A 13273-nucleotide genomic window follows, 5' to 3' on the forward strand; every position below is an offset into this window, starting at 1 on the left:
CCCGGCCCCGGCCGGGCACACGAGGAGCCGTCCGTACGACCCGATACGCCACAGTCCGGAGTCGAACGTGAGCCGTTCCCGCATCGTCGTCGTAGGAGCCGGATTCGCCGGCTTCGAGGCCGCCCGTACGCTCTGCCGGAGCGTACGGGACAAGGCCGAAGTCGTCCTCCTCAACCCGACCGACTACTTCCTCTACCTGCCGCTCCTGCCCCAGGTGGCCGCCGGGATCCTGGAACCACGCCGGGTGACCGTCTCGCTGCCCGGCGCGCTGCCCCGGGTACGCCTCGTACTCGGGGAGGCCGACCACGTCGACCTGGAGAAACGGTTCGTGCGGTACACGGGCCCCGAGGGCGAGAGGGGCGAGCTGACGTACGACCGGCTCGTCCTCGCCGTCGGCAGCGTCAACAAACTGCTGCCGATCCCGGGCGTCGCCGAGTACGCGCACGGCTTCCGGGGCCTGCCCGAAGCCCTCTACCTGCGCGACCACGTCACCCGCCAGATCGAACTCGCCGCCGCCGGGGACGGCCCCGAGAGCCCGGCGCGCACCACCTTCGTGGTGGTCGGCGCGGGCTACACCGGCACCGAGGTCGCCGCCCAGGGCAAGCTCTTCACCGACGACCTGATCCGCAAGCAGCCCGGCTGGAAACGGAAACCGGCTCCGCGCTGGCTGCTCCTCGACATCGCGCCCAGGGTCCTGCCCGAGCTGGACCGCAGGCTCTCCGCCACCGCCGACCGCGTACTGCGCAAGCGCGGCGTCGACGTCCGCACCCGCACGTCCGTCAAGGAGGCCACCTCGAAGGGCGTCCACCTGGACGACGGGGAGTTCATCGAGACCCGGACCCTCGTCTGGTGCGTCGGCGTACGGCCCGACCCGTTGGTCGCCGACGTCGGACTGCCCGTCGAACGCGGCAGGCTGGTCGTCGACCCCCGGCTCAACGTGCCCGGCCACCCCGAGGTCTTCGCGTGCGGTGACGCCGCCGCCGTACCGGACCTGACCAGGCCCGGAGAGTACACACCCATGACCGCGCAGCACGCGACCCGCCAGGGCAGGGTGGCCGGCCGCAACGTGGCCGCGTCCCTCGGCCACGGGGAGCAGCAGACGTACCGGCATCACGATCTCGGATTCGTCGTGGACCTCGGCGGGGTCAAGGCCGCGGCCAACCCCCTGGGGGTGCCGCTCTCCGGACCGGTGGCCGGGGCGGTCACCCGCGGTTACCACCTGGCGGCCATGCCGGGGAACCGGGTGCGCGTGGCGGCGGACTGGGTGCTCGACGCGGTGCTGCCGCGGCAGTCCGTCCAGCTCGGCCTCGTACGCTCCTACAACGTGCCGCTCGACACCGCGTCCCCCGAACTGGCCAGGGTCCCCGGCGGGCCCCGTAAGGAGTGACCTCATGGCGAAGGAATCACTGTCACCGCAGGAGATCGACGACCGGCTGGCCGCGCTGCCGGAGTGGTCCCTGGAGGACGGGAAGATCACCCGGAGTTACCAGCTCACCGACCACTTCGCCGCGACGGCGATGGTCGTGCACGTGGCGCGGATCCAGCAGGAGCTGAATCACCACTCCGATCTCACCCTCGGCTACAACACCGTCGACGTGGCGGTGAACTCGCACGACGTGGGCGGGATCACCGAGCGTGACTTCGATCTGGCGGCGCGGGTCGAGGAGATCGCTCCCACGCACGGCGCGCTCTGAGCCGGCGACGGCCGGTGTGCGTGGGAGCCGGGAGGCCCGTACCGCCCCGCACCCGTATCCGCGACGCCCGCGCCGACGCGCGCGACGAACTCCGGGGCCCGAGCACCCGCGTGCTCTTCGCGGCGGCCCCCGCGCTTTGCCTCGGCGGCCGGCTGCTGACGCGCCCGATCGACGGCTGCCGGCGGGCCCGGCGCTGCTCGGCCGTGAGCTGGGCAGCGGCGGGGGAGACCTCCGGCGCCGGACGGTCTGAACCCGTCCGGCGCCCGAGGACAGGCACGCTCAGCTGTCGAAGGTGTCCGGGTTCGGGCCCAGCCGGGTCCCGGAGTCCAGCGCGGCGAGCGCCGCCAGGTCCTCCGGGTCCAGCTCGAAGCCGAACGGGTCGACGTTCTCCTTGATCCGCGACGGCGTCACGGACTTCGGTATCACCACGTTGCCGAGCTGAAGGTGCCAGCGCAGCACCGTCTGCGCGGGGGTCCTGCCGTGCTTCCGGGCGATCGCCAGGACCGTCGGGACTTCGAGCAGCCCCTTGCCGGAGCCCAGCGGCGACCAGGCCTCCGTGACGATGCCGTGCTCGGCGTCGACCGCGCGCACCTCGGCCTGCGGGAACTGCGGGTGCAGCTCCACCTGGTTGACCGCCGGCACGACGGACGTCTCGTCCAACAGGCGCCGCAGGTGCGCGGGCTGGAAGTTGGAGACGCCGATGGCCCTCGACCGGCCGCTCTCGGCGATCTCCTCGAAGGCACGCCAGATGGTGAGGTAGTCGTCACGCGCGGCGCGCGGCCAGTGGATCAGATACAGGTCGATGTGGTCGAGACCGAGCCTCGCGAGGGAGCGGTCGAACGCGCGCAGGACGGTGTCACGCGTCCATGTCACGTTCCTGGCGTTCCACAGCTTGGTGGTGACGAAGAGTTCGTCGCGGGGGATCCCGGAGGCACCGATGGCCTTGCCTGTGCCCTCTTCGTTCCCGTAGATCTCGGCCGTGTCGATGCTGCGGTAGCCGACCTCCAGGGCCGTGCTCACCGCCCGCGTCGCCTCGTCGTCGGGGACCTGCCAGACACCGAACCCCAATTGGGGCATTTCGATACCGTTGTTGAGGGTGAGGGAGGGGACCTTACTCACGTGCGGTCGATCCTTACGTCGTCGGTTGACTTCTCAGGGCCGCAACCAACCCGGCCGCGCGGGCATTCCCGCCCACGCGTACTCCTGCTCCCGCGTGCTCCCCCGGTCAGCGGTAGAGCGCGTCCACCTCGACCGTGTAGGCCGTCTCGATCGCCTTGCGCTTGAGCTTGAGCGACGGCGTCAGCAGCCCGTGCTCCTCGCTGAAGGGATGGGCCAGGATCCGGAACGTACGGATCGACTCGGCCTGCGACACCAGCGTGTTGGCCGCCACCACCGCACGCCTGATCTCCATTTCCAGATCCGGGTCGCGCACCAGGTCGACCGGTCTGAGCGGCGGCTTTCCCCGCATCGCCAGCCAGTGCTCCACCGCCTCATGGTCGACGGTGACCAGCGCGGCGATGTACGGCCGGTCGTTGCCGACCACGATGCACTGGGCGACCAGCGGATGCGCCCGTACGCGCTCCTCAAGACCGGCCGGCGAGACACTCTTGCCGCCCGACGTCACCAGGATCTCCTTCTTCCGGCCGGTGATGGTCAGATAGCCGTCCTCGTCGAGCGCGCCGAGGTCGCCCGTGGCGAGCCAGCCGTCGCGCAGGACGGCATCGGTGGCCTTCGGGTCGTTCAGATAGCCGCTGAAGACATGACCGCCGTGCAGCCACACCTCGCCGTCCTTGGCGATATGCACGGTGGTGCCGGGAATGGGCTGGCCGACCGTCCCGTACCGGGTGCGCTCCGGCGGATTGGCGGTCGCCGCCGCGCTGGACTCCGTCAGGCCGTACCCCTCGAAGACCGTGACGCCTGCGCCCTCGAAGAAGAGGCCGAGCCGCCGGTCCATCCCCGAACCGCCCGACATCGCGTGCCGCACCCGGCCGCCCATCGCGGCGCGCACTTTGGAGTACACGGCCTTCTCGAAGAACTGGTGCTGGATCCGCAGCCCCGCCGACGGACCGGGGCCGAGCCCGAACGCCTTGTGCTCCATCGCCTCCGCGTGCTTCACCGCCACGTCCACGGCCCTGTCGAACGGGCCCGTCTTGCTCTCGCGTTCCGCCTTGCGGCGCGCGGCGTGGAAGATCTTCTCGAAGATGTACGGCACGGCCAGGATGAAGGTCGGCCGGAACGCGGCCAGGTCCGGGAGCAGTTCATTCGCCCGCATCACCGGCTGGTGGCCCAGCTTCACCCGCCCCCGGATCGCGGCGATCTCGACCATCCGGCCGAAGACGTGCGCGAGCGGCAGGAAGAGCAGCGTCGATGCCTCGTCGCCGCGCTTGGAGTGGAAGACCGGCTCCCAGCGGGCGATCATCGTGTCCGTCTCGAACATGAAGTTCGCGTGCGTGATCACACAGCCCTTGGGGCGGCCGGTGGTGCCCGAGGTGTAGATGACCGTGGCCGTCGAGTCGGGTGTCACCGCCCGGCAGTGCCGGTGGACGACCTCGTCGTCGATCTCGGCGCCCGCGCGGGTGAGTTCGTCGACGGCGCCGGCGTCCAACTGCCACAGCTTCTTGAGACGGGGGAGACGGTCGATCACCGAGCCGACGGTCATCGCGTGATCCTCGTGCTCGACCATGCAGGCCGACACCTCGGAGTCGTACAGCATCCAGAAGACCTGCTCGGCGGAGGAGGTCGGATAGACCGGCACGGACTGGGCGCCGACCGACCAGAGCGCGAAGTCGAAGACCGTCCACTCGTACCGGGTACGGCACATGATCGCGACCCGGTCGCCGAACCGGACACCGTGCGCCAGCAGCCCCTTCGCCAGCGCCAGTACCTCGTCGCGGAACTCGGCCGACGACACGTCGTGCCACACGCCGTCGGCGTCCTTGCGGCCGAGCGCGACCCGGTCGGGATCGTCCATGGCATGATCGAATACGGCGTCCGCCAGCCCGCCCACATGGGGCGCAGACGCCATGGGTCGGACAGTGAACTCGCGCAATGACCTGCTCCTTGTGGCGCTCCGCACGGCGCCGTGACGCTACCCCAAGGGAGAGTCCGGCGGGAGGGAGCGGACGGAAGTCGCGCCTTGCCGTATCGATGCAGGTCAGAGGCTGAAAGGCCGCGCCGAAGAAGGACTGCGGACGGTCTTCTGACCGTAGAGTAAGTGTGCCTTGGGGGAATCTCCACCGAATCTGTACGGTGCGATTACGCCCCTCGCCCCGGGGAGGGGGCTTGGCCTGTACCAGCACCTCGGCCTGTCGGGTTTTCGTCGGTGGCGGATGTGGCGGATGTGGCGGATGTGGCGGATGTGGGGGTGTGCCGCGAGAGGCGCGGCTCAGCGCGCCTCGGCCGGGCGGTGCAGCCGGTCGCCGCCCGCCAGGATGGCGTCGGCGAGCGCGTCCGCCGGACTCCGGTCCGGCGCCCGCGCGGCTCCACGGGCCTGCCGCCGCCCGTGCAGCAGCACGAAGTCCACGCCGCCCAGCTCCGGCAGCGCCGCGCGGGCCGGTACGGGCACCAGGCCCGGCGGGATCAGCCCACGGGTGTGCGCCATGACGCCGAGCCCCGCGCGGGCCGCCGCGATCAGCCCGCTCAGGCTCGCGCTCGTACACGCGATGCGCCACGCGCGGCCGTCCGCCTCCAGCACCTCCAGCGCGCGGGCGCGGGTGATGCCGGGCGGCGGGAACAGGATCAGCGGCACCGGACGCTCGGGGTCGATCCGCAGCCGCGGCGCCCCGATCCAGACCAGCGTGGACTGCCAGACCAGCTCGCCGTGCGTGTCGCCGCCCCGGCGCTTGGCCAGCACCAGATCCAGCTCGCCGGCCGCCAGCCGCTCGTGCAGGACCCCGGACAGTTCGACGGTCAGCTCCAGATCGACCTCGGGGTGATCCGTGCGGAACGACTCCAGGATCTCGGGCAGCCGCGTCAGGACGAAGTCCTCGGAGGCGCCGAAGCGGAGCCTGCCGCGCAGCCGGGTCCCGGAGAAGTACTCCGCCGCCCGCTCGTGGGCCGCGAGGATCGTACGGGCGAAGCCGAGCATGGCCTCGCCGTCCTCGGTCAGCTCCACGCTGTGTGTGTCCCGCGTGAAGAGCTGCCGGTCCCCGGCCGCCGCCTCCAGCCGCCGTACGTGCTGGCTGACCGTCGACTGCCGTACGCCGAGGCGCCGCGCGGCCTGCGTGAAGCTCAGGGTCTGCGCCACGGCGAGGAAGGTGCGCAGCTGCGCGGGGTCGTACATGTCGTACATGCGGCACAGGGTAGCCCGCGTCATCGCACATCGTGATGACAGTCAGAGCCGTATGCGGGATTCCCGATCAAGCTCGGGCCCTGGATCATGGAGAGCGCGCGATCCGTCCCGGACCACGGACCAAGATCCGGAACGTGTACGAGATCCAGAGCACACAGCAAGAGCCAGTGGAGCACATGAACCGCCGCCGTACCCCGTCGCCGTCCCCGTCAACCCCGTCCCCAGGGTCCCCCCGGCCCCGGCGGCTGCCGTCCTGGCTGCCCCTCGACCCATACATTCTCGCCCTCCTCGGCACCGTCGCCCTCGCGGCACTGCTGCCCGCGTCCGGCACCACGGCGGACGTCGCCGGCGGGGCGTCGACCGGCGCGATCGCGCTGCTCTTCTTCCTGTACGGCGCCCGGCTCTCGACCCGCGAAGCGGTGGACGGCCTCAAGAGCTGGCGGCTCCATCTGACCGTCCTGGCCTGCACGTTCCTGATTTTCCCGGTGCTGGGGCTGGCCGCGCGCGGGCTCGTGCCCTTCGTCCTGACACCCGAGCTCCACAACGGGCTGCTCTTCCTCTGCCTGGTCCCGTCGACGATCCAGTCGTCCATCGCCTTCACGTCCATGGCACGCGGCAATGTCCCCGCGGCGATCTGCGCCGGGTCCTTCTCCAGCATCGCGGGCATCGTGGTGACACCGCTGCTCGCCGCCCTGCTGCTGGGTGGCGGCGCGAGCGGCATCTCGCCCGACTCGCTGCTGCGCATCGTGGCGCAACTGCTGCTGCCGTTCGTGGCGGGGCAGTTGCTGCGGCGCTGGGTCGGCGGCTTCCTCGCCCGGCACCGCACACTGCTGGGCCGGGTGGACCGTGGATCGATCCTGCTGGTCGTCTACACGGCCTTCAGCCAGGGCATGGTGGCGGGCATCTGGCACCAGGTCACTCCGGCGCGGCTCGGCGCGCTGTTCGCGGTCGAGGTGGTGCTGCTCGCGGCGATGCTGACGATCAGCTGGTACGGCTCGCGGCGGCTCGGCTTCAACAGGGCGGACCGGGTGGCGATCCAGTTCGCCGGCTCGAAGAAGAGCCTCGCGGCCGGGCTGCCGATGGCGAGCGTGCTGTTCGGTGCGCAGGCGAGCATGGCGGTGCTGCCGCTGATGCTGTTCCACATGCTTCAGCTGGTGGTGTGCGCGGTGATCGCCAAGCACCGCTCGGCCGAACCCCTTCTGGCCGAGCCGGCCGTGGACGACACACCGGTGAGTGAGCCGAAGGGGCGCGTCGGTGTCGAAAGGGAGAGCGCGCAGAGGTCCCGAGGAACGAGGGGCTGAGCACGGTCGACCGTCGACATCGGCTCAAAGCGCCCCGGAGGCGAACCGAGCCCCCCAGAAAAATGGGGGAGGGACCCGGCCGGCGCAGGGGGCGCTCCCCGCCGGCCGGGTCCTTATCCCGTGTATCCCGTGCAGCGGCAGCGCGTCACACCTCGCTGTGGAGGGCGATGCGGTCGTCGCCGGCATACACGTTCATGGAGGGGCCACGGAGGAAGCCGACGAGGGTCAGCCCCGTCTCCGCGGCGAGATCGACGGCGAGCGACGACGGCGCGGAGACCGCCGCCAGGACCGGGATTCCGGCCATCACCGCCTTCTGGGCGAGTTCGAAGGACGCCCTGCCCGAGACCAGCAGGATCACCCGCGAGAGCGGCAGCAGACCTTGCTGGAGCGCCCGTCCGACGAGTTTGTCGACCGCGTTGTGGCGGCCCACGTCCTCCCGGATGTCGAGGAGTTCGCCGGTCTCGGAGAAGAGGGCCGCGGCGTGCAGACCCCCGGTCCGGTCGAAGACCTGCTGTGCCGCCCGCAACCGGTCGGGGAGGCCGGAAAGCAGAGCCGGTTCGACCCGGACCGGGGGAGTGTCGGCGATCGGGAACCGGGCCGTGGTGCGTACGGCGTCGAGGCTGGCCTTGCCGCAGAGGCCGCACGAGGACGTGGTGTAGACGTTGCGTTCCAGCGTGATGTCCGGCATCGGGACGCCGGGCGCGAGCTGGACGTCCACCACGTTGTACGTGTTCCTGCCGTCGTCCGTCGCTCCGGCGCAGTACACGATCGACCGGACGTCCTCGGCCGAGCCGAGGACGCCCTCACTGACCAGGAATCCGGCGGCGAGCGCGAAGTCGTCGCCCGGGGTTCGCATGGTGATGGCGAGCGGCTTGCCGTTCAGCCGGATCTCCATGGGTTCCTCGGCGACGAGGGTGTCGGGGCGGCTGGTGACGACACCGTCCCTGATGCGGATGGTGCGGCGGCGTTCGGTGACCCGTCCCATGGCGATCCTTCCTGTTCCTCGCTCGTCGCGCTCTGCCGGTGCCGGGGTGACCGGCTCTAGTGCTGCTGCGCGTGCTGGTAGCCGAAGCGGCCCTTGATGCACAGATTGCCGTGGGTCACCGGGTTGTCGTGCGGTGAGGTGACCTTGACGATCTCATTGTCCTGTACGTGCAGGGTGAGGTTGCAGCCCACGCCGCAGTACGCGCAGATGGTCGTGGTTTCCGTCTGCTCCTCCTCGTTCCAGGTCCCGGCCTCGCGCATGTCGAACTCCGACTTGAAGCTGAGCGCGCCCGTGGGGCAGACCTCGATGCAGTTGCCGCAGTAGACGCACGCGGATTCGGGGAGCGCCACGGCGTGCTCGGTGGAGATACGGGCGTCGAAGCCGCGGCCGGCGACGGAGATGGCGAAGGTGTTCTGCCACTGGTCGCCGCAGGCATCCACGCACTTGTAGCAGAGGATGCATTTGTCGAGGTCACGGACGTAGAGATCGTTGTCGATCTTCGGTGTCTCGTTGACCCGGGCCGCATCGGGCCCGAACCGGTCGGGCTTCGCCTCGTACTCCTTGATCCATTCGGCCGCGCGCGGCGTCGTGGAGAGGTCGGTGGACGACGCGAGCAGTTCCAGGACGACCTTGCGGCTGGTCCTGGCGCGCTCGGAGTCCGTCTTCACCTGCATGCCGGCCTCGGCGCGGCGCGAGCAGGCGGGGGCGAGCGTACGGGCGCCCTCGACCTCGACGACGCAGACCCGGCACGCGTTCTTCGGTGTGAGCGTGTCACCTTCGCAGAGGGTCGGGATGTCCTTGCCGGCGGCCCGGCAGGCGTCCAGGATCGTGGAGCCCTCGGGGACCCGGGTGGGTTCGCCGTCGAGCGTGAACTCAAGGAGCCTGCGCGGCAGTTGAAGAGGTATGACGGTCACTTGAAAGCCCCCAGACGGTCGATGGCGGACTCGACGGCATTCCACGCGGTCTGTCCCAGACCGCAGATGGAGGCGTCGCGCATGGTCTGACCGACCTCGCGCAACAGCGCGACGTCGTCGGACGCCTCGGCGCCCGTACGGTCCTTGATGCGGTGCAGCGCTTCCTCCTGGCGGACGGTGCCGACCCGGCAGGGCACGCACTGACCGCAGGACTCGTCGCGGAAGAACTCGGCGATGCGCAGCAGTGTCCGGGGCAGGCCGACGGTGTCGTCCATGACCAGGATCACGCCGGAGCCGAGGGTGGTGCCGGCGGCCCTGGTTCCCTCGAAGGTGAGCGGGATGTCGCGCTCGTCGGGCCGTACGAATCCGCCTGCCGCGCCGCCGAGCAGGATCGCCTGGATCTCGGTCGGGGTGCCCGCGAGGTCGAGGAGATCACCGAGCGTGGCGCCGAACGGCAGCTCGTAGATGCCGGGCCGCTCGACGCTGCCCGAGACGCAGAAGAGCTTGGGCCCGGTGGAGTTGCCGGTGCCGATCGCCGCGTACGCCTCGGCTCCCATCGTCAGGATGGGCAGCACGTTGATGAGTGTCTCGACGTTGTTGGCTGCCGTCGGCTTGCCGAAGAGCCCCTTCTCCACCGGGAACGGCGGCTTGGAGCGCGGTTCGCCGCGGAAGCCCTCGATGGAGTTGAAGAGGGCCGTCTCCTCGCCGCAGATGTAGGCGCCGGCGCCCCGGCGGATCTCGATGTCGAAGGCGTAGCCCTGGCCGAGGACGTCGTCACCGAGGAAGCCGCGGAGGCGGGCCTGGGTGAGGGCGTTCTCCAGGCGGTGCAGGGCGCGCGGGTACTCGCCGCGCAGATAGAGGTAGCCGACGTGGGCGCCGGTGGCGTAACCGGCGATCGTCATGGCCTCGATCAGGGCGAACGGGTCGCCCTCCATGATCACCCGGTCCTTGAAGGTGCCGGGTTCGGACTCGTCGGCGTTGCAGACGAGGTAGTGCGGCCGGTCGGGCTGGGAGGCGGTGGCCTGCCACTTGCGCCCGGTCGGGAAGGCCGCGCCGCCGCGGCCGAGCAGCCCGGCGTCGGTGACCTCGCGGATCACCCCGGCGGGTCCGATGTCGAAAGCGGTCCGCAGGGCGTGGTAGCCGCCGTGCGCCCGGTAGTCGTCGATGCTGTACGGGTCGACGACGCCGATCCGCTGGAGCAGCATCAGGCCCTCCTGCCCGGCCTGCGGTACGGCCAGGGCGGCGGAAGGCTCCTCGGGGGCGTCCTCCGGCGCCGTGGCGGCCTCGATCAGCGCGTCGACCGTGGCCGGGCCGATGACGGCGAACGCCTGCCGCCGGGGCGCGGGTTGGGCCGATGAGCCGTTGGCGTGCGCCCGCAGGGGCGTGACCACCGCGCCGTTGGGGGCGAGGTCGGCCCGGATGGGGGTGACCTCGGCGCCGTCGTCGTCCGCCTCGTCCGGGAGGCGCGCGGGCGCCGGGGCGAGGACGTCCCTGAGCCGGGGATCCCGCTGCGCGGGGACCGTGTCGGAGGGGGTGCCCGCCTGTAGCACCAGTGCCGCCGGGGCCCGTTCGCACAGGCCCAGGCACGGGCTCGGCTGCCAGACGACGCCGTCCGCCGCCGAGCCCGCGGCGCCTATCCGTTCCTCCAGGTCCGCGCAGAGCTTGGCGGAGCCGTTCCCGGCGCACGCCAGGTCGGTGCAGACGTGCAGCACCTTGGCGGGCCGGGGCTTGACCGCGAACATCGCGTAGAACGTGGCCACGCCATACGCCTCCGCCGGCGGCACCGTGAGCCGGCGGCAGAGGTAGGCGAGCGCGCCCTCGCTGATCCAGCCCACGCGGTCGTTGACGGCATGCAACCCCGGCAACAGCAGGTCGCGCCGTTCGCGTGCCTCGCGACCACCGCGGGCCCAGCGCAGATCCGCGTCCGAGCGGTCTTCCGCGCCTTCCCACGCCGACGTCGCGGGGCCGAGCAGCGAGTCGACCGCCGCCCGCTCCTCGTCCGTCGGTTTGCTGTCACCGAAGTGCAGGTCCACTGATTCTCAGCTCCTCGCTGCTGTCGCGGACATCTCTGTCACGTATCCGGGCAACTTCTCGATCCGGATGGCCGACGCCTTGAACTCGGCGGTGCCGGCGATCGGGCAGTTCGCCTCGATCGTCAGCTGGTTGGTGTCCACCTCGTCCGGGAAATGCATGGTCATGAAGGCCAGCCCGGGACGGAGCCCCGGGTCGATCCACACCGGCGCCTGCACCGTGCCGCGCCGTGAGGAGATCTGGACCTCCTCGCCGACCTGGACGCCGTACATCTCCGCGTCCTCCGGGCACAGCTCCAGGTACTCGCCGCGGCGCATCGGGGAGGCGAAACTCCCGCTCTGCACACCGGTGTTGTACGAGTCGAGCCGGCGCCCCGTGGTGAGCCTGATCGGATACTGATCGTCCGTCAGATCCACCGGCGGGTCGTGCTTGACGATGCCGAACGGGGCGAGCCTGCCGCGCTTGGCAGGATCCGAGTCCCACAACCTGCCGTGCAGATAGGTGGGTTCGAGCCGCTCGGTGTCGGGGCACGGCCACTGGATGCCGTGGTGCTCGGCCAGCCGGTCGTACGTCATGCCGTAGTGGTCGGGCGACAGGTCGCGCAGCTCGTTCCAGACGGTCTCGGCGTCCGCGAACTTCCACGGGTGCCCGAGCCGGGCGGCCAGGTCGCAGATGATGTCGATGTCCTCGCGTGCCTCGCCCGGCGGTTCGATCGCCTTGCGGACGCGCTGGACCCGGCGCTCGCTGTTGGTGGTGGTGCCGTCCGTCTCGCACCACGCGGCGGTGGCGGGCAGGATCACGTCCGCCAGGTCGGCCGTCTTGGTGTGGAAGATGTCCTGCACCACCAGGAAGTCGAGCGCCTTCAGCCGGTCCATGGCCTGCTCGCTGTCGGCCTCGGACTGCGCGGGGTTCTCGCCGATGCAGTAGACGGCCTTGAGGTCCCCGGTCTCCATCGCCTCGAACATGTCGGTCAGGTTGAGGCCGTAGTGGGGCTGGATCACGGTGTCCCAGGCGGTCTCGAACTTCTGCCGGATCTCCGGTTCGAGGATGTCCTGGAAGCCCGGCAGCCGGTTGGGGATGGCCCCCATGTCGCCGCCGCCCTGCACGTTGTTCTGCCCGCGCAGGGGCTGGACCCCGGAGCCGTACCGCCCGACGTGCCCGGTGAGCAGCGACAGGTTGATCAGCGCCCGGACGTTGTCCGTGCCGTTGTGGTGCTCGGTGATGCCGAGCGTCCAGCACAGCTGGGCCCGCTCGGCGCGGGCGTAGGCGTGGGCGAGGTCGCGGATCGCCGCGGCGGGTACGCCCGTGACCTTCTCGGTCACGCCGAGGGTCCACGGCTCGACCTCGGCCGCGTACTCGTCGAAGCCGGTGGTGGCCTGCTCGATGAACGCCTTGTTGTGCAGCCCGGCGTGGATGATCTCCCGGGCGACGGCGTGCGCCAGCGGGATGTCCGTGCCGACGTTGAGCCCCATCCAGCTCTCGGCCCACTCGGCCGTGGAGGTGCGGCGGGGGTCGACGGCGTACATCCGCGCGCCGTTCCTGATGCCCTTGAGCACATGCTGGAAGAAGATCGGGTGCGCGAAACGGGCGTTGGAGCCCCACATCACGATCAGGTCCGTGTGCTCGACCTCCTCGTAGGAGGAGGTGCCGCCGCCGGATCCGAAGGCCGCGGAGAGGCCCGCGACGCTCGGTGCGTGACACGTCCGGTTACAGGAGTCGACGTTGTTGGTGCCCATCACCACTCGCGCGAACTTCTGCGCGACGTAGTTCATCTCGTTCGTGGCCCGCGCGCACGAGAACATGCCGAACGCGCCGCGCGCGGCACCCAGCCCGGCGGCTGCCCGGTCCAGTGCTTCCTCCCAGGTCGCCCGCCGGAACGGGCCGCCCTTCTCGTCCCGTACCAGCGGGTGTTCGAGCCTGGCGTAGGTCTTCGGCGTGCGATCCCGCCTTCTTGCGCTGCTTTTCACGCTGCGCTCCCTCATGAGTCATGGCTTGTGGCCGCGCCATTGCATACAGTATCCCGATGGCCGTCGTGAAGCGGAAGTCTTGCGTACGGG

General features: G+C 70.6%; 10 protein-coding genes. 3 read left to right on the plus strand and 7 right to left on the minus strand.

The genetic code is table 11. The features are described 5' to 3' along the window. Window positions 1–67: 67 nt before the first annotated feature. Window positions 68–1387 (plus strand): NAD(P)/FAD-dependent oxidoreductase, encoded by a 1320-nt coding sequence (locus tag ACIBBB_RS02085; protein WP_398977750.1) that lies wholly within the window; start codon window positions 68–70, stop codon window positions 1385–1387. Between the two features lie 4 nt (window positions 1388–1391). Continuing rightward, window positions 1392–1694: a 4a-hydroxytetrahydrobiopterin dehydratase gene (locus ACIBBB_RS02090; protein WP_398977751.1), complete on the plus strand. Its 303-nt coding sequence runs from the start codon at window positions 1392–1394 to the stop codon at window positions 1692–1694. Between the two features lie 279 nt (window positions 1695–1973). On the opposite strand, the gene ACIBBB_RS02095 is transcribed toward ACIBBB_RS02090, so the two are convergent. The 3 genes from ACIBBB_RS02095 to ACIBBB_RS02105 all read right to left on the minus strand — a co-directional run bounded on the left by ACIBBB_RS02095 (window position 1974) and on the right by ACIBBB_RS02105 (window position 5976). Then, the gene (locus ACIBBB_RS02095) at window positions 1974–2813 is read right to left on the minus strand and encodes an aldo/keto reductase (protein ID WP_398977754.1); all 840 of its coding nucleotides are present in this window, start codon (window positions 2811–2813) and stop codon (window positions 1974–1976) included. Window positions 2814–2919: 106 nt separating this feature from the next. Further along, on the minus strand, window positions 2920–4719 hold the full coding sequence (locus ACIBBB_RS02100) for an AMP-dependent synthetase/ligase (RefSeq protein ID WP_398977757.1): 1800 nt from the start codon (window positions 4717–4719) through the stop codon (window positions 2920–2922). Window positions 4720–5079: 360 nt separating this feature from the next. Further along, window positions 5080–5976, minus strand: a complete 897-nt coding sequence (locus ACIBBB_RS02105) for a LysR substrate-binding domain-containing protein (protein WP_398978781.1) — start codon at window positions 5974–5976, stop codon at window positions 5080–5082. A gap of 185 nt (window positions 5977–6161) precedes the next feature. Here ACIBBB_RS02105 and ACIBBB_RS02110 point away from each other — a divergent pair, with 185 nt between their 5' ends. After that, window positions 6162–7286, plus strand: a complete 1125-nt coding sequence (locus ACIBBB_RS02110; protein ID WP_398977759.1) for a bile acid:sodium symporter family protein — start codon at window positions 6162–6164, stop codon at window positions 7284–7286. Between the two features lie 145 nt (window positions 7287–7431). Here the strand turns inward: ACIBBB_RS02110 and fdhD are convergent, their stop codons facing one another. From fdhD to ACIBBB_RS02130, 4 genes are read right to left on the minus strand one after another with little or no spacing between them, the layout of a single operon-like run. Continuing rightward, window positions 7432–8271, minus strand: a complete 840-nt coding sequence (fdhD, locus tag ACIBBB_RS02115; RefSeq protein ID WP_398977761.1) for a formate dehydrogenase accessory sulfurtransferase FdhD — start codon at window positions 8269–8271, stop codon at window positions 7432–7434. A gap of 56 nt (window positions 8272–8327) precedes the next feature. Beyond that, a complete protein-coding gene (locus ACIBBB_RS02120) occupies window positions 8328–9185 on the minus strand; it encodes a 2Fe-2S iron-sulfur cluster-binding protein (protein WP_398977762.1) in 858 nt (285 codons plus the stop codon). Continuing rightward, window positions 9182–11218 (minus strand): NAD(P)H-dependent oxidoreductase subunit E, encoded by a 2037-nt coding sequence (locus ACIBBB_RS02125; protein ID WP_398977764.1) that lies wholly within the window; start codon window positions 11216–11218, stop codon window positions 9182–9184. Before ACIBBB_RS02125 ends, ACIBBB_RS02120 begins: the two co-directional genes overlap by 4 nt. A 6-nt stretch (window positions 11219–11224) precedes the next feature. Then, window positions 11225–13183 (minus strand): molybdopterin oxidoreductase family protein, encoded by a 1959-nt coding sequence (locus ACIBBB_RS02130; RefSeq protein ID WP_398977767.1) that lies wholly within the window; start codon window positions 13181–13183, stop codon window positions 11225–11227. Between the last annotated feature and the right edge of the window lie 90 nt (window positions 13184–13273).

Source organism: Streptomyces sp. NPDC051217 (assembly GCF_044455465.1).
Taxonomy (GTDB): Bacteria; Actinomycetota; Actinomycetes; order Streptomycetales; family Streptomycetaceae; genus Streptomyces.